This is a genomic window from Hydrogenobaculum sp. Y04AAS1, from assembly GCF_000020785.1.
Taxonomy (GTDB): domain Bacteria; phylum Aquificota; class Aquificia; order Aquificales; family Aquificaceae; genus Hydrogenobaculum.
Map to the genome: position 1 here is coordinate 1,424,714 of NC_011126.1, position 21,740 is coordinate 1,446,453.

A 21,740-nucleotide genomic window follows, 5' to 3' on the forward strand; every position below is an offset into this window, starting at 1 on the left:
AGATTAGTATAATACCTTTTTATTAAATTTCAATTATTTTTTGCTAAGTCTATATATAGATAAGGAGTATCGTATTTAGCTTTGATTGGTTCGTAATCTCTTAGTTTTCTTGGAAGCATTACGTGGGATTTGAAGTTGCCGGCCCTTACTATGATCTCATCCTCTCCTTTTACCACAGATATAGCGTCTTTTCTTATATAGGGGGCTCTTAATCTCAACATATAGTTGCCGTTTGATTGTAAAAACTCAAAAGGCTTATCTTTAAAGAGTATATCTGCAGGATTTTTATCTTTGTATATTAAATCAGATAATATTTCTAGCTTTTGTAAACCGCATACTTCTTCTTGCATAGTGGGTACATCAAATATAGGAGTAGGTGTAAACAAAGATTTTATCTCTTCAAGATAACTTTGCTGAGATTTTACCCATTCTTTGAAAAACTCACAATCCGCCACTTTGTCTTTTGGAAGGACTTTGTTTACTATCACAGCATCGACGTTTACACCAAACAGATTAAAATACATATAAGCCCTTTGACTTTCTTTTACCACCATCTTTTCTGGATTTGCTACTATCCTAACTGAGGTGGTATCTGGGTCTATAAGTATTTCATCCACACCTTTTAGCTTTTCATAAAAGTTTTCTAAAGCTTGAAAATAGTTATCGTCTGGGATTGGGACATCTGTAAGCCTTTTAGCCACAGGTCTTGCCATTTTAAAAATCATACGTTCTGTTTTAAATATCCTTTTCATATACCATTTCAAAACCGTAGGCATCGAGACAAATCTCAGAGATTCTCCAGTGGGTGGTAAGTCTAGTATCAATACATCAAACTCTCTGTCTTTGTAATATTTGTTTACATAAAGTAAGCTTGTAACTTCTTCCATGCCAGGTAGTATGGCGAGTTCTTCAGATAAAACACCGTCAAGCCCTGTGGTGTTAAAAAGAAGCTCTAAAAATCTATAGACATCTCCCCAATATCTATCTATTTCTTCTTGAATATCTATCTCTTGAATATAAAGATTTTCATTTATCTGAATTGGAAGACCTTTAACGGCGTATTTTTGCTCATCTGGTATATCGAAAGAATCCCCTAAGCTGTGGGCTGGGTCTAAAGAAACCACAATCGTCTTGTAGCCCATCTTGGAAAGCTTATAACCAGTGGCTGCTGATACCGTAGTTTTACCTACACCGCCTTTTCCAGAAAAAAGTATTATTCGCATATACAAAATTTAATATATAGACATTAAAAATCAACCTTTTAAAGGTTTATCTCAGTAAAATCCCTTATACAGTCTTTTTCTTCGCAGGGTCTATCCCTTGATACTAAAATAGCGTTCATGCCTGCTTCTTTTGACGCGTTTATTTCTTCTTTAACATCGGATAAAAATAAAAACATTTGTGGATCTATTTCGGTAGCTGAAGCTATCTTTATATAAGAGTTTTTATCTTTTTTAGAACCCATTGTTGTATCAAAAAATCCGTCAAAAAAGTTTGTTATATCCCCGTATACTGAATATCCAAAAAATAGTTTTTGGGCTTTTATAGACCCAGAAGAATAAGCAAAAATTTTGTATCCTTTTTCTTTTAACTCTTTTAGTTTGATATAAGCATCTTCGTATATATGGCCTTTTAGCTCACCACTTTTAAACCCCTCTTCCCATATATGCCCTTGTAGCTCTTTTAAAAGTGTATCTTTTATATCTTTTTCAATAAAATCTTTGAAAACTAAAACGGCTGTTTGTAAATCTATGTTTTTTTCAAGCTTTTGAGATAAGGATTTTACAATATTTTTTACGTGTTCTTCTTCCCAGTGTGTTTGTAAATAGTCTTTTAAGCGTTTTTTTGAGTATCCAAACATCACATCTTTTACGTAGTTTATAGAAGATGTGGTGCCCTCAATATCTGTAAGAATAGCTTTTATCATAGAGAGGCTATGTCATCATGGCTTGGAATCTTTAAAGATATATCAGAGCCTGTAAAATCTGCTACCCAACCCTCAGGTATCAAGAAAAATCTTATAGCTTTGAAAAAAGGCTTTGAACCCATATCAAACCAATGTTTTGTATAAGCTGGTACACTTATAAAGTCCCCTTTTTCACAAAAAGCCACATAAACTTTATCATCTATATGAAGATAAAAAGTACCTGACCCATCTACAAAAAACCTCACTTCAAAATCAGAGTGCGTATGTTCTTTTAAAAACACGTTTCTTAACTCATCTTTTTTAGGATTTTCTGGTATTAGGCTTACTACATCCAAAGATTTAAACCCAAACTCTTTTATTATTCTATTTATATCCTCTTCATAAGCTTTTATTACCTCTTTTTGACCAGCATCCCAGGAAAGTTCATTGTCGGCTTTCCACCTTTCAAACCTTACACCCAATGCTGCCAATCTCTTTGATACTGCCTCATATTCTTTTATAAGCTCTAAAACGCTACCTTCTTCATTGTAAATCACAAGATGACTCATAGGGCACCTCTTTGCAAATGCATACTTTTTAACTCGCAATCAAACAAAAAATCAAGGGCTTCAAGTTTTACGTAAGCATCCATTGTATCTTTACCCCAAGCGTAAATGCCGTGAGATTTTAATAAAAATCCATATTTTACTTCACCTTTTTCTATGGCTTTTTTTACAATATCTGATAGCTTCTTCATGTCTTGCATGTTGTCAAAAATGGGTATTTCCACAACAGTCTCGTGGGTATCTATTCCGTCAAAAGCTTTTAAAAGCTCATAATCTTTAAGTAAAACCTTGTCTTTTAATAACCTTGATATCAAAGTAGCGTTTATAGTATGAACATGGAAAACTGCGTTTATATCAGGAAAATTTTTATATACTACAATATGAAGGAGCGTTTCAGCCGAAGGTTTTTTCTTGCCATCTATGGTTTTGCCTTCGTAATCCACAATGACAAAATCTTTCTCGTTTATATATCCTTTGTGAGTTCCAGAGGCTGTAATACATATTTTCTTATCGTCAATTCTAAATGACAAATTACCGGCGGTAGCTGGAAGCCATCCTCTTGTGTGAAACTCCTTTGCAATCTTTATAACATCAGCTACTTTTTCTTCCATAATTAAAAGTTATAGTATATTCTTTGTTTTAGGGATTGTCAAGTGAGTGCATAAATATCTTGCAAAAAATCAAAAATTTATTATATTTATTTTTAAGGAGGATGAAATATGGCAAATGTAAATGCTAATGTAAATGTTATTGGTGCTTATAACGCTTACGGTGCAAATCACCATAATAAGGTAAACGAGCAAGCTAACAATCAAAACACGGCTCAAAATACAGCTCAAACTGCAGCTATTAGCAAAAGCAATCAAGTTAAAAATCAAAATACTCAAGAACAGCAAAATAATCAGAACCTTCAAAATAACCCACAGCTTACAGCAACTGTATTGAACCTTTATAGATAAAGCTTAGTGGCGTATCTTGTTTGGGGAAAAGGAAGAAGCGGTTTAGCGGCTTTTAACCTTTTAAAAGCAAAAGGTTTTAAGGCTTATATAGGGGACGATAAAGAAGATAAAAATCTTTGGCAAGATGTCTGGAATGAGATAGACACAGTAGTTTTATCGCCTGGTATACCACCTTTTCATCCTCTTTGGAAAGAGGCTATAAAATCTTCAAAAGAAGTAATAGGAGAAACCGAATTAGCTTATAGATTTTACAAAGGTAAAAATATAATAGCAGTAACAGGTACCGATGGCAAATCTACCACTGTGCATCTTATACATCATTTCACCTCTTTTAAAGAAGGAGGTAACTTCGGCACACCTTTTAGCGAAATAGTCCTTGATAACGATAAAGAGAATGTAGCGCTAGAAGCATCTTCTTTTCAAGGGAAAACCTTGGATACGTTTAGACCAAACGTAGGTGTATTTTTAAACTTTTCGAAAGATCACCTTGATTGGCATCCAAGCTTAGAAGACTATCTTTTGTCAAAACAGAAGATATTTAAAAATCAAACACAAGAAGATATATTGATATTAAATGCCCAAAAACCAGTATGCGATACTCCTTCTTTAGCTAAAAAGATATTTTTTGGTGAAAATGGGGATTTGAAAGTTGTGGGAAGTGATGTATATTACAAAGATGAACTTTTGATAGAGAATATATCTCATCCTTCTTTAAAAGGTCTTCACAATCTTTATAATATTGCGGTTGCTAGTTTTGTGGCTTTTAGTATGGGTATAAGTTTAGAAGAGATAAAAAAGAACTTAGAAACCTTCGAAGCACTTCCTTTTAGATACCAATACTTAGGAAACTTTGAAGGTATCGATATATGCAACGATTCTAAATCCACAACGGTAAATGCCCTTATGAGCGCTTTAGAATCTACCAAAGCCCCTATTCTTCTTATAGCTGGTGGTATAGATAAAGGAGGGGATTTTTCTTCTATTGAGGCTTACAAAGATAAGATTAAAGCCGTATTTTTGTATGGAAAAGATAAAAATCTAATAAAAGATCAAATTGAGCATTTTTTAAAAGTGTATGTATTGGAGGATTTGGAAAGCGCTCTTCTAAAGGTCAAAGAGCAGGCAAGAAAAGGTGATACTATACTTTTTTCTCCAGCTTGCGCTTCTTTTGATATGTTTGAAAGTTATAAGCATAGAGGTGAGGTTTTTAACGAGCTTGTAAAAAAGCATTTTAATAGTTGAATTTTAATAGTTGATGTATGGAAGCTTTGGTACTTTTTTCATTTTCACCAATTTAAAGTGCATACCCCAAAGTTTTTTGAGGTAATGCCCTATCACAGGCATAGGTAAGAATATTGCTTTTTTATCGTTTCTATAAACAAGCCCGGCTCCTTTTGTGCCCATGTCCATAAGGCATATTATACTCATATGCTCTTTATAGCTTTTTGGTGCTCCTTTAGCTTTATCTTCTTTTAGAGCTATATTAAAAGCGCAAACTCTTGCCATTGCTTCGGCAAGATGTCCTTGTTTGGCTTTCCAATCTGGTCCTTCTAAAGCGGCGGAATCACCTATAGCGTATACATAATCAAAATCAATTACTTTTGTGGTATCGTCTATTTTTATAAACCCAGCTTCGTTTTGTGGTAAATCGGATTCTTTTATAGCTTTATGCCCATCAGTGGCTGGTATAAAGGCTATAACATCTGCTTCTATCTTTTCACCATCTTCTAACACTACGCCATCTTTTTGAAACTCTTTTATCTTCTTACCGGTTTTTATGTTTATATTTAGTTTTTTGAGCATATCCATGGCGCTGTTGTAAGCTTTTTCTCCAAGTCTAATACCTGGTTTATCCATCGGCGCAAAAAATGTTATTTCAAAGTTCTCTCTTAGATTTAGTTTTCTAAGGTAATCGTCTAAGTTTAATAAAAGCTCAAAAGCAGGTCCTCCTCTTACACCAGATGGGTCTTTTGGATTGCCACCAAAACCTATAGCTATTTTACCAGAACCTTTTAAAACAAGCTTTTGGATTGCTTCTCTTAGTTCTAATGCTTGAGTGGGTTCTGAGCATATAGAGTAAGCGTATTCCATGCCTTTTGGATTTACTTTAGATCCCCCAAGGGCTATCACAAGATAATCAAAATCTTTTAAACTACCATTCTCTTTTAGTACTACTTCCTTTTCTTTGGCTTTTATAGACAAAACTTCATCTTTGATAAATCTAAAGTTATGTATTAAGGCTAAGTTGTTTAGATTCATCTTTATATCGTTAAATTTTATCCTCTCTACAGGTATCCATATAGCCAGTGGATATATATAGTAGTAATCTCTATTTGAAACAAGCGTTACGTCAAAACCATATTCACTAAGCAAAGAAGCTACCTCTACACCAGCTATACCACCGCCTAATACCAATACCTTTTTCATATTAAGTTAATATACTCTTACTTTGTATTATTTTCTATGCCAAAAGCCATAAAACTAAATCCCTATATGATTTCACAATTAAATCAGTCTTATTGCAATATAATAGTTTTGATGAACTTTAAAAATGTCTTCTTAATAAATGTGTTTTTTCTGATCTTTAGGATAACGTACGTGCTTTTTTACCCTATATCCTTGGACCCAGAAGAAGTTCAGTATTGGGACTGGGCTAGACATATAGATTTTAGCTACTACTCAAAACCTCCTTTGGTGGCATATTTAAACTTTGTCTCGATGCATCTTTTTGGTATAAACAATTTAGCTGTTAGAATATGGCCCATTTTGTTTGCTTTTATAATGTTAAACTTTTCTTATTTTTTTGTTAAAAAAATATATGGTCCATCTGCTGCCTTCTGGTCTTCTGTTATACCAAACACCGTCATAGGCTTTAACATAAACGCAATACTGATGACCACCGATGCGCCTTTTTTGTTTTTCTGGGGACTTAGTGTCATAGCAATGTACGAAGCCCTTCATAAGAATAAATTAAGAGACTACATATACCTTGGCATATTTGCAGGACTTGCTTTTTTAGCAAAGTATACCGCTGTTTTTTTGGTGCTTGGTTTTATTTATGCTTTTATATATAAAAAAGATGTTCTTAAAAGCTTTAAACCTTATCTTTCAATGTTAATAGCTACAGTACTTGGCATTCAAGTGATAATATGGAATGCTTTTCATCACTTCGATGGGTTTAAGCATGTGGGGGCTTTGGCGGGAATAGAAGATGATGCTAGTGTTAAAGCCCTAAGGGTTTTGAATTTCCTAGGAGGGCAAATTGGAGTGTTATCAATAGTCTGGTTTTTTGTATTTTTATACGCTTCTTTTAAAAGCCTAAAACAAAAAGACCACAATGATATGTATTTTATCATTTTATCTTGGCCTATTTTGCTATTTTTTGCTATTCTTAGTATAAATACAAACGTACAAGCCAATTGGCCAGATTTTGCTTACTTTAGTGCGTTTATTTTAATATCAAAATATTTTGAGGCTTTTAGAAAAAAGATACTTTATATAGGTTTTTCTATGCTTATAACAATACTTGTGATGTTTACACCAATTCTTGATTTAATAGGTCTTGGTAATATTTTAAAACCCATTCACGATCCTACAAAATTTTTGGCAGGCTGGGATAAGCTTGGTGCTTTTGTATCAAGATTTTACAAACCTGGGGATTTGGTGTTTAGCGATTACTATCAAATAGCTGGGGAGCTTGCTTTTTATATGAAAGACCATCCTGAAGTGTTTTGTATAAATTTAGGTACAAGGATGAATGAGTTTTATCTATGGCAACCTCTTATGAAAAACGATATAGGGCACGATGGGATCTTTGTAAGCGTTCATCCGATAGATGACAAAGTTTTATCTGGCTTTAAAAAAATAATATATCAAACCACTTACACCGTTTACTGGAGATCTAAACCTGTAGAAACCTACTATATATATGTATTAAAAGATTACAACGGGCATATAAAACAGGTAAAGACACGTAGTTATTAAATCAATAAAAATATCCTATTGATATATAGTATTTTATAGAAGAGTTTATGTTTGGTATTTTTGTGATGGGTTTTGCTACATCAAATCTTACAGGGCCAATCGGTGTATATACAAATACACCAGCACCAACATCTTGTTTTATATTTTTTGTAATACCAGATATGTTGTTGGCTACGTTGCCGACATCTGTGAAAAGTGCCAAGTTAAAGGGGCTTTTGATGGGAAAATCTATCTCGTTTCTTAAAAACCCGTAATATTTTCCGCCTTCTGGAGAACCTATATCTTCAAAGTTATAACCCATCATATCCTTAAGACCACCTAAGAAAAACCTTTGGTATATAAGGCCGTCGTTTTCTGCTCCAAACCCAAATTTAAAACTATAAAATATCTTATCTATTATATGTATAAGATAGTATGTATTTATATTAAAACTGTTGTAACCGGTTTGTAGGCTTTTGGTGAAACTAACGTTGTCATAGCCTATTTTTGTGGGGTTTATGGATCTATTTTTGTAATCTCTTGTGAGGTTGAAGCTAACGGTTTCTTGATTTGAATATCCGTTGTCTTGAATAGGAGCGTTGTAAACATAGTCTCTTGTCCTGGAATAGCCTATGCTAAAGGTATAATAATTTCCTATCCTTCTTCCTATATCAAGGTTTATGCCTTTTGATAAAAAGTAATAGCTGTTGTGTATTTCAAAATCCCTTTGATAGAAAATATCCCCTAAGTAATTTTTAGAAAATAAAAATTTGTCAGATATACCAAGTTTGTAAGTGGTGTTTAAGCTGGATATGTTGTAGTTGAATATCGCCATCGCCGGTGTGCCAAATAAATCTGCCCACATCAAGGAACTATCTAATATCAACCTTTGTTCTGTGTTGTAACCTGCTTTTACTCTAAAAAACCCTCTTTTACCCTCTTGGAGTTCTATGAGTCTATCCACTTTCTTTTGTTTTTTATTTAAAAACGTTTCTAAGTTTACTGCACTAAATATTGAGCTTTCTTGTAGATTTTTTATCGCCCTTCTTTCGTCCTCTAAGGAGTAATACTTTGGTAATGCTGCCATATATTGGATGCTATGCTCTAATGTGTGGTTGTAGCCATATATCACCGTGTTTCCGTTTTCGTATCTTTTACCTAAGTTTATATCAAACGTATATATGTATTTGTAATAATGTTTGCCTATAGTTTTTACCTGTGCCACTGGCTTTATTTTTACGTCAAAATATCCGTATTTCTTAGCGGTTAAGATACTATCTTTGTAAAGGTCTTCTATGTCTTTTGCATTGTATTCTCTTGGAGTTTTATAGCTTTTAAAAATATCTAGGATGTGTCTGTTTTTAGTGCCTTTTACTATGATACGGCCTAATATAATCTTATAACCTTTGTTTATGTTTATATTTATGTTTGCTTGATAGTTTGGCAACTTCTCTACGTTGTATTTGTAGGAAAATCCATATATGTATCCTTCTTTTTTAAGTTTTTTGTGATATTCTTTTACGAGAGCTTTTATTTTAAATAAATCCAAATAATTATCTTTAACTTTATAGTGCTTTTTTATAAAATCTTCCAAAGCTTTGCAGTTGGAAGATATATTGTTTAGTTTGTACCTTTGACCCTCTTCTATGTAAAATATGGCGTTTGTATACTCTTTGTTTACCTTGTAGTGGATTTTTGCATCAAGATAACCCATATCTTTGTAAAATCTTAAGATGTTTCCTTTTGCTTGTTGTAGTGTAAATATATCTATATCGCTTATATTTGCCACCTTTTTTAAGATTTTATCGTTAAAAGCTTTGTTGCCTTCAAAAGAGATACTCCCTAAAGGTCTTTGATAGACTTTGTAATAAATATCTACTACACCACCTTCTCCAAGGGCTACTTTTGTAAAAGGTATTGGATAGTTTAAAAATTTTGAGATATCGTTTACAAAAACCCCCACTATATGAAATATGTTATGTTTTATATTTTGTGCTCCAAAGATAGCCTTAAAAGGTCTTTTTGTGATAAGCGTTTTTAGCTTTTCTTGATATACAAAAACCCTCGCGTTTTTACCAAAGTGTTTTCTTACTATGTTGTATATTTTGTTTAGGTTTTTGATGTTTGCTATATCACCTATTGGAAGATTATCATTTTTGAACTTTTTTCCATTTACAAAAACATCCTTTATAAAGTAGAGATTTCCCTCTTTTATGTTGATATATACATTTAAATATCCATCTTTGCTTTCTGTTATTTTGTCTTTTACCTTTGCTTTCAAAAACCCATGATCTTTGTAAAACTCCTCTAAAAACTCTTTTATTAGCTTTTCTTTTTTTCCAATAGACTCTTTTACAGGTGTGCCAGGTCTTATATTTGCTATCGGTATGAGGTCTATAGCATGGTAAAAGGTGTTGCCGGTTATTTTTACATGCTTTATTATTGGATATCTTTCTATGTATAAAATAGGTTTATCTTCTTTAAAGCCCAAAACTTTTACATCTTTTACATAATCTATATTTTTTATAATACCTATCATTCTTTTTAGATTCTCTTTTGTGATAACTTTTGAGAAGTTATTTTTTGCCAAAGGATAATTTGATGTTATAATAGCTTCTCCAAAAGCTTTGTTTATTAAAAGTAAAATAACTATTAACATTATTTTTTTCATCTTTTTAATTATAATAAAAATTTAGGATTCTAAATATTTTAAAACGTTTTTAAAATAATCTGGCATATCTATCTCAAATTCCATTGGTTTTTGGCTTTTAGGATGAAGAAAGCTTAGCTTGTAAGCCACCAGCAAAAACCTTTTACCTATCATATGTTCAAGGGTTTTATCAAAATAAGAGTGCTTGTAGCCATAAAGCGTATCCCCAACGATAGGATGTCCTATGTAAGACATGTGGACTCTTATTTGATGGGTTCTTCCAGTGTATATTTTTATGTCTAGCAAGCTTGCATTTTTCAAAGGTTTTTCTAAGCTGTATTTTGTTATAGCCAGTTTTCCCTCGTTTGCCACTTCAAATTTTAATCTGTTGGTTGGATGTCTTCTTATAAAAGTTTCTATGGTTTGCTCTTTAAACCTTGATATACCATATACTATAGCTTTATAGTGTTTATCTACCTCTTTATTTTTAAACATCAAAGATAGCTTTTGATGGCTGACATCGTTTTTTGCTATTACCATAAGCCCATGAGTATATCTATCAAGCCTATGCACAATGCCCGGTCTTTCTACCCCACCTATTACAGACAAATCTCCAAACTTAGCAAGTAAAGCGTTTACTAACGTGTTTTCATCGTGTCCTGGTCCTGTATGAGAAGGCATGCCAGAGGGTTTTACCACCACAGCCAAATCGTTATCTTCATAGAGTATATCTATATGTATATCTTGGGCTTTTACATCTAATTTTTTTGGAGGAGGTATTTCAAACTCTAATACATCGTTTTCAAAAACCTTTTTTGAGCTTTTAAAAACCTTTTCACCGTTTATCAAAACACCGTTTTCTTTTATTATCCTTTTTATATACTCCCTTGATATATCTTTATATATGTTTGATATTAAAACGTCTATACGTTCACCGGCTATATCAGGGGTTATTTTTATCTGCGGCATCTTTTTTGATAAGGATTTTTATCTCATGCGGTTCTTCTTCTAAGTTTAGGGCTTTTATAAAACCTATTATTGTGCTTTCTAAAGCCTTTGATGGAAACTCTTTCAAGCGTATTTTCTTATCGTTTATCTCAAGTTCTATCATATAATCTCTTCTTTTTTGGCTGCTACGCTAAGAAGCTGAAGCTGTTCTTTTAAAACGTTTAAAGATTGGATAGTCATAAAAAAGCCGTGTTCTACATTTAAAATAGCCTTTGCAAAGTTTGGGCTTTCATCTTCTAAAATTCTTAATTCTCTAAAAAGCCTATAAAACTCATCTATGTCTGTACCGCATTCTAATATCTTTTTTATGACTTCTTTAGATAGTTCTACGGCCTTTTCTTTGGTATTCATGCTTTTGTTTGATTTGCCACAGATTCTATGGCTTTTTTAAGGGTTTCCTCATCTGCTAAGTATCTTTTGCTTTTTATATTTAAATTATCATCTACTACATAAACAAGTGGTATACCAGTGGGTATATTTAGTTTTACTATCTCATCTTTGCTCAAATCTTCAATGTATTTTACTATGGCTCTAAGGGAGTTTCCGTGAGCGGCCACCAATACGCATCCTCTTTGAAAAAGAGTGGGTGCTATAAAATCTTGAAAGTAAGGAAGCGTTCTTTCTAAGGTATCTTTTAAGGATTCTGAGGATGGTAAATCTTGACATCTTATATGCTTATACCTTGGGTCGTTGCATGGGTGGTTTGGGTCATCTTTGGGAAGTGGAGGTGGAGGAACATCGTAGTTTCTTCTCCATATGTTTACTTGTTCTTCTCCGTGTATTTTTACCATTTCTTTTTTGTTTAGGCCTTGAAGTGCTCCGTAATGTCTTTCGTTTAGTCTCCAGCTTTTAAAGACATCTATATAATGAAGGTTCATTGTATCAAGGGCTATGTTTAACGTATTTATGGCTCTTCTAAGATAAGACGTAAAAGCGGCTTTTGGTGTTATGCCAGCCTCAAGCATAGCCTTACCGGCATTCTTAGCTTCTTCTTTACCTTGATCGCTTAAGTCTACATCTATCCAACCTGTAAACTTGTTCTCTAAATTCCAAAGGCTTTGTCCATGTCTTAAAAGCACCAACGTATACATGAAAATATTATACTATGTTTTAAGTAAGTTTTGGATATTCGCCTTTTTCTATGGCAAAAACATCTTCTACAGCAAATTTGTTTTGTTTTAGAAACTTGTAAGTTTCAAAAGCCTTTTCTTTCGATGAAAAGCCAAATACAATACCGCAATGCGGATATATCTCTTTTGGCACTGGTAGTTTTACGTAGGAGTTCATGTTCTTTTCCTGCAAAAATTTGTCTGCTCTAACACCTTCTGACACAGAGACAAAAGTTATTAGATATTTTGGCTTACCAAAAGGTATTATATCAAGAAAATGTTTTATTGTATGAAGCTTAACACCAAGGGCTATAAATTTAATTTTGTCTATGAGTTTTTCTCCTTTAAAGCCTTTGCCCCTTTCTATTATAGCTACGTAGTATCCATTTTCCTCTTTAAAATCTATAAGCTTGTTGCCGGTTTCAAAAGACCACGTTTCTATGTCTTTTTTGAAAGCTTTGTCATCCGCCATAACCATGAGCTTTTCGCCTACAGGTATATCCTTCAACTTTCTTGAAACTATCGTAAGAGGTAACGGACAGAACAATCCTCTCGTATCCACTGTCTCCATAAGCTCACCTCACAAATATACAAATATAAACATACAATTTTAAAATAAAAGGATAAAAATCATCATAAAATACTTCTTAAAGCTTTTAAAATCTCTATACTGGCAATGTCTTTTGGCATTTTTGGTATACTCTTGACATCATCTTTTGTAATTACATAACCTTCAAATTCCTCAGAGCCCATAACGGATATAGGGTTTGCCACTACTGCGTCTAAATTTTTGTTTATTAGCTTTGATTTGGCGTTTTCTATAAGATGTTCTTTTTCCTCTAAAGCAAAGCCTATAAGTTTTTGATATGGTTTTTTTCTAATCCCCAACTCTTTTAATATATCTTTTGTTTTTAAAAGCTCCAATACAATTTTATCTTGGGTTTTTTTGATTTTCCCGTTGTGCTTTGATGATACCTTGTAATCTGAGATAGCGGCGTTCATTACAACAATATCGTACCTATCAAATATCTCCAATATCTTTTGGTAGGCTCTTTCCACATCCATATTTGATACATCTAAAAAGTCTGCTTTAGCACCCAAAGATAAAAGTCCCATTGTAAGGTATCTTGCCATTTTACCGGAAGATCCATTTGATATAAACCTAACGTCATCTATATACTCTTTTGTAGCCCCTCCTATCACCAAAGCTTGATTGTTTTTAAAAATAGGCTCTTCGTTGGCACTGTATATATAAAACAAAAGCTCTTGGGGTTCTACCATTTTGCCTATGCCTTCTTCGTTGCAAGCAAGAAGCCCATAGATCGGTTCTATGACTTTAAACTTGTAGTTTTTTATACTGTCTATGTGTTCTTTGGTAATATCTTTTTCATACATTACCGTGTTTGCCGATAGAGCCAAAAGTATATAACCTTTATACGCTAAAGCTGTGGTAGTAAGCAAATTGTCGGCTATGCCGTATCTTAGCTTTGATAGCGTATTTATAGTACAAGGGGCTATCATAAATATATCTGCCCACCTTGCTAAATCTATATGACAAAGGGGTTTTTCTTTCCAGTTTGAGTCTGTGTATACTTCATCTTGGGATAGGGTTTTTACTATCATAGGGCTTATAAACTCTTGTGCAAAGTTTGTCATGATGGTCTTTACGTTGTGATTTTTCTTTTTTAAAAGCCTAATGAGTTCTAAGGTTTTATAGCAGGCTATTCCGCCGGTAATACCAATTAGTATGTTCACTGGTTTTCCGCCGACTTACACCTAACAAAAGCTGACATTTTCTACCAACCTGTTAGATTGCGGCGCCTCCGTGTTATAAAACACAGACTTACCCGACACACTATTTTGCAAACTCTTTAAGAGCTCACAAAATTCGTAGTCGCTTTTGATTTTAATGGGATTACAAAGCTTAAATAGTTTGTCTTTTAACCAAACAAAACATTTACCAGTACCTATTTTGATATGGTTTACGGCAGCGTTAATATCAGCATTGAATACTTTGTTTATAACAGTATCCAAGAATAAACCTCTCTTAACACGCTTTCCTTTGAAAGCATTAGTCAAGTGAGGACTATCTAGAGCGTTATCAACGCGTTTCGATGCTGATAAACAGGCAGAAGCACCCCTTAGCTCTAAGAAATGCTTGGAGCACACTTGGATACTCTTTATATCATCACTTATACAACTTGTCTTAGATGTGTATCTCTCGTCTATATAATGCAAACCATACTCTTGGGCTTTTTGCTCTATGTATCTGATTAGCTTTATAAATGGTATTTGAATGAGGTTCTGTTTTACAGCTTTACTTAGTTCACACTCTCCATTGCTCTTTAGCTGTGCTAAGTTTTTAGATATAAAAAGTTCAAAAAGTTCAGATACTCCATTTAGGTGTAAATACTCAACTACACGCTTAGCCATTTTATGAAATTGATCTGTAAAAAACCTATTTCTTTTTGAGTATAAGAACGAAATAAATTTACCAATTCTCTTACCTTTCTCTGTATATTTAACAGGATATTTTGTTCCTGTTTTTGATACACCCCATTCTAATACCTCTTTAGATTTTGATTCATTAAGCTTAGCTACAAGTCTATTAAACTTTGCATTGTAATGTTTAAAAGGCTTGCCGTCTACTATTAATGACGGAGTATTTTCATCGTCTATAAACACTGCCATTAGATTGTTTATCCCTATATCTATGCTGGCGTATTTAAGTTGCTTTGTTTGTGTTTTCTTAAGTTCTTTCAAATAACTAATTTGTAGATACAAATCTCCATTATCGTATATAACTCTTGCTGAGTATAACTTGTTTATATCTGTTAGCTTTTTAACCTGCTCTTTATTTATATGTATATAAACTATGCTATTAGACAAATTAATACCTACTAAATTTTTCTTTTCTAAATGTGCAAAAGATAAAGAACAGTATTTATCCAATTCTACGGAATAGTTTGTTAATTTAGAAAGCTTCTTTGGTTTAGGAGGCTTAGGCATTCCTTGAAATAAACTTGGATTTTGTTTGCATAACTCTAAGTTAGTAAAATAAGTTTTAAAGTTTGCTTTTACTCTGTTTATGATATGAAGTAAGTTATGTGATTTTAATTTCTTGGCAGTTTCTTTCAATGCTTGCCAAAGTTGATTGTCTTTGTATTTGTTTTTGAGATACTCTACCTGTGTTAAGTGCTTAGAGTTGTACTCATACAAAGCATTTCTCATAAGTTGTGGAGAAGTTAGCAAATTAAAGTCGTTTGTATCTTTATCTTCTTTATATAGATTGTAGTTTTGGTTGATAAGTATTAGCAGTATATTTTCAAAGTGCTTGTATGCGAATAAGATATTCTTTAGTTTCTTTTCTAATTTATCAGACTTTATTCTAATAGAAAAGGTTCTTAACTCGGTATTTTGAGCTAGAGATTGTTTGCTATTCTTTTTCATCCCACTTTCTCAATGTAGTTATCGATATACCTGTAAGCTTAGAAAATTTTCTTATCTTGTACATACTTTAAATGTAGCATAAGATCTAATTTTTTTCAAGCATAAAAGAGTAGAAAAAAGAAGGAAAGTACTAACAGTTAGGAGCCTCAATCTTGCACACTTGAAGCACTTCCTCTGTGGATGTGATACCATTTAATATTTTTTCTATGCCATCATCCAACAGACTTTTGTATTGTATATGGCTTTTAATATACTCCCATGAGGGATTTTGAGATATTAGACTCTTTAGTCTATCATCTGCTTTTATCACTTCAAAAAGTCCTATACGCCCTTTATAGCCAGACTGCATACAGTGTTCGCAACCAAGCCCCTTGTAAAATGTATAATCTCCTTCTTTTAAACCTAACTCCTTGATCTCTACGTAAGAAGGTTTGTAAGAAGTTTTACAGTAAGGACATATTTTTCTTACAAGCCTTTGGGCTATAAGTCCTTCTATGGAAGAAGCTATTAGAAAAGGTTCTATCCCTATATCAAAAAGTCTCGTAACGCTTGATAAAGCGTTTTGGGTATGAAGGGTAGAAAGTACCAAATGTCCAGTAAGAGCCGCTTGGATAGCTATTTCAGCGGTTTCTCTGTCCCTTATTTCTCCTATCATAATAATATCCGGGTCTTGCCTTAATATAGACCTAAGCCCAGATGCGAATGTAAGACCAACTTTCGGATTTACTTGAATTTGTGATATGCCTTCTACTTGATATTCCACTGGGTCTTCTATGGTTATTATATTTTTTGATGGGCTTTTTAATCTCTTTAAAAAAGCGTATAAACTAGTGGATTTACCACTTCCTGTGGGTCCTGTGACAAGTATTATGCCGTATGGTCTTGAAAGTATGTCCAGTATATCCTCATAAGCTTCTTTTGAAAGCCCAATTTCTTCCAAATCAAGAGGCGTATTTGATTGATCCAATATTCTAAGCACTACCCTTTCCCCAAACAAAGAAGGTATCGTAGAAACCCTTATATCTATCTCTTTTTTTGAAATCTTTATTCTAAATCTTGCATCTTGAGGCAATCTTTTTTCGGCTACGTTCATATTTGCTATAACCTTTATACGGGAAAGTACACTTTGATAAAAGCCGTTGGTAAGCTCCTCCACTACCACCAGCTTGCCATCTATCCTCATTCTCACCAAAACGTTTTTCTCGTAGGGCTCTATATGTATATCAGAAGCTCCTGTTTTTATGGCTTTTAATAAGATGTTGTTTACAAATATAATAGCGGGGCTTTCAAGCTCATCTTTTGCAATGTCTATAGTTTCAAACTCCAGCTTCACATCTTGATCTTCTAAAGTTTGATAGGACTGGGATAAGAAGTTGTTCCAATGTTCTAAGAACTCTTCTTCGTTTAAAACCGCAGTTTTTATCTTTTTGTCTAAATAAAAATATAAGATATTTTTTACAAAAGCCAAATCTTGATTGCTAGATACCTCTATCGTTAGAGTGTATTGGTCTTCTTTTATGGGCATAAACCTCAAGTGTTTGGCTAAATCTAACGTGCTATTTTCCACATAGCCTTGCATCTTAATCTGTTTGAAGCTCTATAACATCTGTGTCTTTTACTATTTCAAGTTGGCAGGTAAGCCTTCTATCCTCGTCGTATTCTCCTATACGCCACAAAGTATCTGATTCTTTTTCGGACACTTCGTTTAAAGCCTCAAGACCTCGCAATACCGTAGCTACACAAACTCCACACTGGCCATCGGTGCATCCAAATTCAACACCAGCCTTTTCTATAAGGTCATGAATATCTTGAAATTTTGTTCCTACGTCAAAGTTTCCTATAACCTTTTTATTTACGATAAGTTTCGCCATAATACATCTCCTTTCTAAATTTGTCCCATTTCTTTTGCTATTTCAACGAGTTTTTTTATGCGTTCCTCTGTGGGTGGATGGGTAGAGAAAAGCTGTCCTATGCTTCCCATTGGATTTTCTATAAATAATGCAGCTGTGCCTTGATTTACTTCTATAGGCACTCTTTCTACATAATCATGTATTTTCTTTAAGGCTTTTGCTAAAGAAAGTGGGCATCCGCATATATGAGCTCCCGTTGTATCTGCAGCAAACTCTCTTGATCTTGATATTGCAAACTGTATTATAGAAGCTATGATAGGAGTTATGATAATAAGAAGCAAAGCCACTATAGGGTTTGAATTTCTTTCTCTGTCTTGTCCTATGCCAAATATAAGACTAAATTGAAAAATATTTACAAGGGCGCTTATGGCACCAGCTATAGTGGCTGCTATTGTTGCTATAAGTATGTCTCTATTTTTTATATGAGAAAGCTCGTGAGCTAAAACGCCCATTATTTCATCTTCGTTCAAAAGCCTTAAAAGCCCCGTAGTAACTACCACAGCGCTATGATGTTCATCTCTTCCAGTAGCAAAGGCGTTTGGTTGATCCATATCTATTATGTATAACCTTGGCATGGGCAAGTTTGCCCTTTGGGTTAGTTTCTTTACTATGTTAAAAAGGGTAGGTGCTTCTTGTGGAGTTAGCTCTTTTGCTCCATACATGGAAAGTATTATAGAATCTGAATAATAATAGCTTATAAAGTTTGTAAAAGCCGAAAAAATAAGTGCGAAAAGAAGGCCAATTTGACCTCCAATCATATAACCTACAGCTAAAAATACGCCTGTTAAGATACCAAGCAATATTGCTGTTTTGAACATCATATTATTTCAAAATCTTTTAAATACTTTGCTCTACTTGGATGTCTTATCTTTCTTATAGCTTTTGATTCTATCTGTCTTATTCGCTCTCTGGTAAGATTAAACATAGTCCCTACTTGTTCCAGCGTGTGCTCTATACCGTCTACCAATCCAAATCTATACATAATTACTTCTCTTTCTTTATCTGAGAGTGTATTGATAATCTTTTCTATTTGCTCCCTTAGAAGTCTTCTGGCTGTGGCTTCCTCTGGGTTTGATATGCTTGAGTCTTCTATGAAATCTTTAAGATGGGTATCTTCGTCATCTCCTATAGGTGTTTCAAGAGATATAGGCTCTTGAATGGACTTCAATATTTTCCTTACTTTTTCTGGAGACATGTTTAGAGCTTTTGCTATTTCTTCGGGGGATGGTTCTCTACCATACTCTTGGAATAGTTTTTTGGATACTTTAGAAATTTTGTTGATAGTTTCTATCATGTGCACTGGTATACGTATAGTTTTTGCTTGGTCAGCTATAGCTCTTGTAATAGCTTGTTTTATCCACCATGTGGCGTATGTAGAAAATTTAAAACCTTTTTTGTAATCGTATTTATCAACAGCCTTCATAAGTCCCATATTGCCTTCTTGTATAAGATCTAAGAAATGAAGGCCTCTGTTTATGTATTTTTTAGCTATCGATACTACAAGCCTTAGGTTTGATTTTACCATCATGTCTTTTGATTCTTTTACGCGTTTTCTACCTTGCTCTATAATGTTTATAATTTTGTTAAGCTCCTCCGGTAACACTCCCAAACGTCTTTCTATGTCTTCTATTTCTCTTTGAAGGGCTAAGTAGTTTGACCTGCTTATCTCAAAAGTATGAAAAGGCATGTGTTTTTCTATTTTATTCAATAGTTCTTTGTTTTTATCGTAGTAAGATAAAAGTTCTTCCACATTTGGATGTACGGCTTCAAACCTTCTTTTTTGTATAGTTAAAGAATTTAATTTGCTCTTGTAGTCTTTGCATAGTTTTATAAACTCATCAGCTATTTTCTCGTATCTTGAAAACTTGATGTTTATACTTTTTAACGTTTTATTCATTTCAGCGTGAGCCTTTAAGTATTCTGCTTTTGTTTTCTTATCTTTGTATGTTAAAAATAATGTCCTTTTTTCTATTACTGTTTTATATTTTTTAGCAAGCTCTATGCCCTTTTCTATAAACACAGAATCTACGTGTTCTGCTTCCTCGTACTCGTCGTAGTCTGTGTGTTCTTCTTGCATATCAAGTATCTCTTGAGATCTCATCTTTCCATCGCAGACTTTAGCCCAATATCTTAGCACCATATCCACTAAAAAAGATGTCCTTAATAGTCCTCTTCTTAGCTGCTTTCTACCCATTTCTATGTATTTTGCATGTTCTATTTCATCTGCTCTTCCAAGAAGAGCTATCTTGCCCATCTCTTTTAGATAGTATCTTACGGAATCGTTGTTCTTTAAATCTGCCTCTACTATGCTAGCAGATACTATCATCTCGTCGTCTTCTTCTAAAATCTCATTATCGGTTTCGTGGTGTATAGCGGCTTCAGCTTCATCTTCTAAAATCTGTATACCCTTTTCAGACAAAATGTCGAATAAAGACTCTAGTTCATCGGACTCTACCAAGTCCTCACTGACATACTCGTTTATGTCGTCGTATGTTACGTAGCCTTTTTCTTTGCCGATTTCTAAAAGATGCTCTTTGCCTTTGGCTTTTCCCATACAACCTCCTTTAACACTAAGCTATTTAAAATATAAATAAAAGTTAACTTTTACCATGAGAAAAATAATACTTCTTTATATAAGATTTTCTACTAAGTGTATTTTTGATGTTCATAAGTTCTTCTTTGGTAACGGCGTTTTGTTCTTTGGCAGTCTTTAATAGGTATTTTTCAAGAGCATCTTTTGTAAGGTAATCAACAGATTCAAGCAATTTTAACTCTTCGTCGCTTAGTTCTTGTTGATACTTTATTTTTTCTGCTATTATTATGGAGTTTTTGTCAAGCCAGTCTATGTCTAAAGGGTTTATGTCTACTATATCACACTCTTTTAAGGCTTTTAAGAGTATCCTATCTTTCATAGGTATTTTTTCGTAAGAGATATCACCTTGCTCTTTATTTTCTACAAAACTTTTTTTACCAACGTATTGATCTATTATATGTTTTGGCAATCCTACCGCTAAGAGTTTTTGACTATATTGGAATATGTCTTCTGGTTCTTTGAGATAAGAAACCAACTCTAAGGCTGTATCTATGTTTTTTGACTCTATGTTTAAATCTATTATGTTTTTTGATGTTTTTAAAAGCTCCAAAACGCCGTCTTTTCCAAACTTCATACCAAATTCGTCTGGGTCTTTAGCGTCTTTTATCTCTACGTAAAAGGCCTTTATACCTTTGGCTATTAGATATTTGGCGGCTCTTAAACTTGCGTTTTTTCCTGCATTGTCGTTGTCAAACATTATATACGCTGTCTTGGCGTATTTTGATATGGTCTTTGCATGCTCTTCGGTAAATGCCGTTCCAAGGGGAGCTACCACGTTTCTTACGCCTATCTGATAAAGTCTTATAACGTCAAAATAGCCCTCTACCAGTATTACCTCTTCCTTTTCTTTTATGTAAGGAAGGGCTATGTCTATACCAAATAGAAGTTGTGATTTTTTAAATATAAAAGAATCTGGCGAGTTCAAATACTTTATGGCAGATTTATCTTCGTATAAAATCCTACCGCCAAATCCCACAACGTTTGAAGATGCATTTTTTATAGGTATTACAAGCCTTCCTTCAAATATATCCCTTATGCTATTTGAAGATTTGTGTAGGTTTTGTGTGCTTTTGTAAAGTTCGAGATAATGTTCTGATGTATTTTGCAAAAATTCCAACACCTTGTAATGGTTCGGTGAATAGCCTATCTCATAGATTTCTACCGTTTTTGGGTTTATCTCTCTTTTTTGAAGGTATTGCATAGCCTTTGGGCTTTTTGTCAGTTCTTCGTGGTAAAAGTTAGATACTAAACTCATGACTTCGTATATCTTGTGGTTTTTTTCTTCACTTTTTATATTGATGGGTAGGTTGTATTTAATGGCTAATTTTGAAAGAGCTTCCATATAGGAGATATTTTCATGCAAAGATACAAATTTTACCACATCCCCACCTTTACCACACCCAAAGCACTTCCAAATTTGCTTTTGCTCTGATACAGACAAAGAAGGTGTTGAGTCATCGTGAAAAGGGCATTTTCCCAAATAGTTGCTGCCGCTTCTTTTTAGTTCTATGTAGGAAGATATTTCTTTTACTATATCTATCTTTTTTATGGCATCTTCTATTGATATGTTGCCAGCTTTGTTCTTTTCCAACATATAAGCTTTGTTTAACATCGTAAATAAGCTAA

At 33.6% G+C, this 21,740-nt stretch carries 21 protein-coding genes; 3 read left to right on the forward strand and 18 right to left on the reverse strand.

Annotated features, from left to right (window positions below; genetic code table 11):
• Positions 1–29: 29 nt before the first annotated feature.
• From HY04AAS1_RS07640 to HY04AAS1_RS07655, 4 genes are read right to left on the reverse strand one after another with little or no spacing between them, the layout of a single operon-like run.
• On the reverse strand, positions 30–1,223 hold the full coding sequence (locus HY04AAS1_RS07640) for a TRC40/GET3/ArsA family transport-energizing ATPase (RefSeq protein WP_012514550.1): 1,194 nt from the start codon (positions 1,221–1,223) through the stop codon (positions 30–32).
• A 38-nt stretch (positions 1,224–1,261) separates the two neighbouring features.
• On the reverse strand, positions 1,262–1,927 hold the full coding sequence (mtnC, locus tag HY04AAS1_RS07645) for an acireductone synthase (RefSeq protein ID WP_012514551.1): 666 nt from the start codon (positions 1,925–1,927) through the stop codon (positions 1,262–1,264).
• A complete protein-coding gene (locus HY04AAS1_RS07650; protein WP_012514552.1) occupies positions 1,924–2,475 on the reverse strand; it encodes an acireductone dioxygenase in 552 nt (183 codons plus the stop codon). The genes mtnC and HY04AAS1_RS07650 overlap by 4 nt, the downstream gene beginning before the upstream one ends.
• On the reverse strand, positions 2,472–3,083 hold the full coding sequence (locus HY04AAS1_RS07655) for a methylthioribulose 1-phosphate dehydratase (protein ID WP_012514553.1): 612 nt from the start codon (positions 3,081–3,083) through the stop codon (positions 2,472–2,474). Before HY04AAS1_RS07655 ends, HY04AAS1_RS07650 begins: the two co-directional genes overlap by 4 nt.
• Positions 3,084–3,191: 108 nt before the next feature.
• Here HY04AAS1_RS07655 and HY04AAS1_RS07660 point away from each other — a divergent pair, with 108 nt between their 5' ends.
• Positions 3,192–3,431 (forward strand): hypothetical protein, encoded by a 240-nt coding sequence (locus HY04AAS1_RS07660; protein WP_012514554.1) that lies wholly within the window; start codon positions 3,192–3,194, stop codon positions 3,429–3,431.
• A gap of 6 nt (positions 3,432–3,437) precedes the next feature.
• On the forward strand, positions 3,438–4,673 hold the full coding sequence (gene murD, locus HY04AAS1_RS07665; RefSeq protein ID WP_012514555.1) for a UDP-N-acetylmuramoyl-L-alanine--D-glutamate ligase: 1,236 nt from the start codon (positions 3,438–3,440) through the stop codon (positions 4,671–4,673).
• A 3-nt stretch (positions 4,674–4,676) separates the two neighbouring features.
• On the opposite strand, the gene HY04AAS1_RS07670 is transcribed toward murD, so the two are convergent.
• A complete protein-coding gene (locus HY04AAS1_RS07670; protein ID WP_012514556.1) occupies positions 4,677–5,858 on the reverse strand; it encodes an FAD-dependent oxidoreductase in 1,182 nt (393 codons plus the stop codon).
• Between the two features lie 111 nt (positions 5,859–5,969).
• Here HY04AAS1_RS07670 and HY04AAS1_RS07675 point away from each other — a divergent pair, with 111 nt between their 5' ends.
• A complete protein-coding gene (locus tag HY04AAS1_RS07675) occupies positions 5,970–7,415 on the forward strand; it encodes a glycosyltransferase family 39 protein (protein WP_337954073.1) in 1,446 nt (481 codons plus the stop codon).
• 1 nt (position 7,416) lies between these two features.
• On the opposite strand, the gene HY04AAS1_RS07680 is transcribed toward HY04AAS1_RS07675, so the two are convergent.
• The 13 genes from HY04AAS1_RS07680 to dnaG form a co-directional block, all read right to left on the reverse strand.
• Positions 7,417–10,065 (reverse strand): BamA/TamA family outer membrane protein, encoded by a 2,649-nt coding sequence (locus tag HY04AAS1_RS07680; RefSeq protein ID WP_012514558.1) that lies wholly within the window; start codon positions 10,063–10,065, stop codon positions 7,417–7,419.
• Between the two features lie 21 nt (positions 10,066–10,086).
• Positions 10,087–11,013, reverse strand: a complete 927-nt coding sequence (locus HY04AAS1_RS07685; RefSeq protein WP_012514559.1) for an RluA family pseudouridine synthase — start codon at positions 11,011–11,013, stop codon at positions 10,087–10,089.
• Positions 10,988–11,155, reverse strand: a complete 168-nt coding sequence (locus HY04AAS1_RS08500) for a hypothetical protein (RefSeq protein ID WP_012514560.1) — start codon at positions 11,153–11,155, stop codon at positions 10,988–10,990. The genes HY04AAS1_RS07685 and HY04AAS1_RS08500 overlap by 26 nt, the downstream gene beginning before the upstream one ends.
• Positions 11,152–11,403, reverse strand: a complete 252-nt coding sequence (locus HY04AAS1_RS07690) for a hypothetical protein (protein ID WP_012514561.1) — start codon at positions 11,401–11,403, stop codon at positions 11,152–11,154. Before HY04AAS1_RS07690 ends, HY04AAS1_RS08500 begins: the two co-directional genes overlap by 4 nt.
• A complete protein-coding gene (gpmA, locus tag HY04AAS1_RS07695) occupies positions 11,400–12,143 on the reverse strand; it encodes a 2,3-diphosphoglycerate-dependent phosphoglycerate mutase (protein WP_012514562.1) in 744 nt (247 codons plus the stop codon). The genes HY04AAS1_RS07690 and gpmA overlap by 4 nt, the downstream gene beginning before the upstream one ends.
• Before the next feature lie 19 nt (positions 12,144–12,162).
• Complete coding sequence (locus tag HY04AAS1_RS07700) at positions 12,163–12,732, reverse strand: sulfurtransferase TusA family protein (RefSeq protein WP_012514563.1); 570 nt, start codon at positions 12,730–12,732, stop codon at positions 12,163–12,165.
• A 62-nt stretch (positions 12,733–12,794) separates the two neighbouring features.
• On the reverse strand, positions 12,795–13,916 hold the full coding sequence (coaBC, locus tag HY04AAS1_RS07705; protein WP_012514564.1) for a bifunctional phosphopantothenoylcysteine decarboxylase/phosphopantothenate--cysteine ligase CoaBC: 1,122 nt from the start codon (positions 13,914–13,916) through the stop codon (positions 12,795–12,797).
• 21 nt (positions 13,917–13,937) lie between these two features.
• Positions 13,938–15,611: a transposase gene (locus tag HY04AAS1_RS07710; RefSeq protein ID WP_012514565.1), complete on the reverse strand. Its 1,674-nt coding sequence runs from the start codon at positions 15,609–15,611 to the stop codon at positions 13,938–13,940.
• 130 nt (positions 15,612–15,741) lie between these two features.
• The gene (locus HY04AAS1_RS07715; RefSeq protein WP_012514566.1) at positions 15,742–17,190 is read right to left on the reverse strand and encodes a GspE/PulE family protein; all 1,449 of its coding nucleotides are present in this window, start codon (positions 17,188–17,190) and stop codon (positions 15,742–15,744) included.
• Position 17,191: 1 nt separating this feature from the next.
• Positions 17,192–17,482 (reverse strand): 2Fe-2S iron-sulfur cluster-binding protein, encoded by a 291-nt coding sequence (locus HY04AAS1_RS07720; RefSeq protein WP_012514567.1) that lies wholly within the window; start codon positions 17,480–17,482, stop codon positions 17,192–17,194.
• A gap of 14 nt (positions 17,483–17,496) precedes the next feature.
• Positions 17,497–18,342 carry a zinc metalloprotease HtpX gene (locus tag HY04AAS1_RS07725; protein WP_012514568.1) on the reverse strand — a complete coding sequence of 282 codons (846 nt, stop codon included), beginning with the start codon at positions 18,340–18,342 and terminating at the stop codon, positions 17,497–17,499.
• Positions 18,339–20,075 carry an RNA polymerase sigma factor RpoD gene (rpoD, locus tag HY04AAS1_RS07730; RefSeq protein ID WP_012514569.1) on the reverse strand — a complete coding sequence of 579 codons (1,737 nt, stop codon included), beginning with the start codon at positions 20,073–20,075 and terminating at the stop codon, positions 18,339–18,341. Before rpoD ends, HY04AAS1_RS07725 begins: the two co-directional genes overlap by 4 nt.
• A 43-nt stretch (positions 20,076–20,118) precedes the next feature.
• The gene (gene dnaG / locus HY04AAS1_RS07735) at positions 20,119–21,726 is read right to left on the reverse strand and encodes a DNA primase (RefSeq protein ID WP_012514570.1); all 1,608 of its coding nucleotides are present in this window, start codon (positions 21,724–21,726) and stop codon (positions 20,119–20,121) included.
• Positions 21,727–21,740 lie beyond the last annotated feature (14 nt).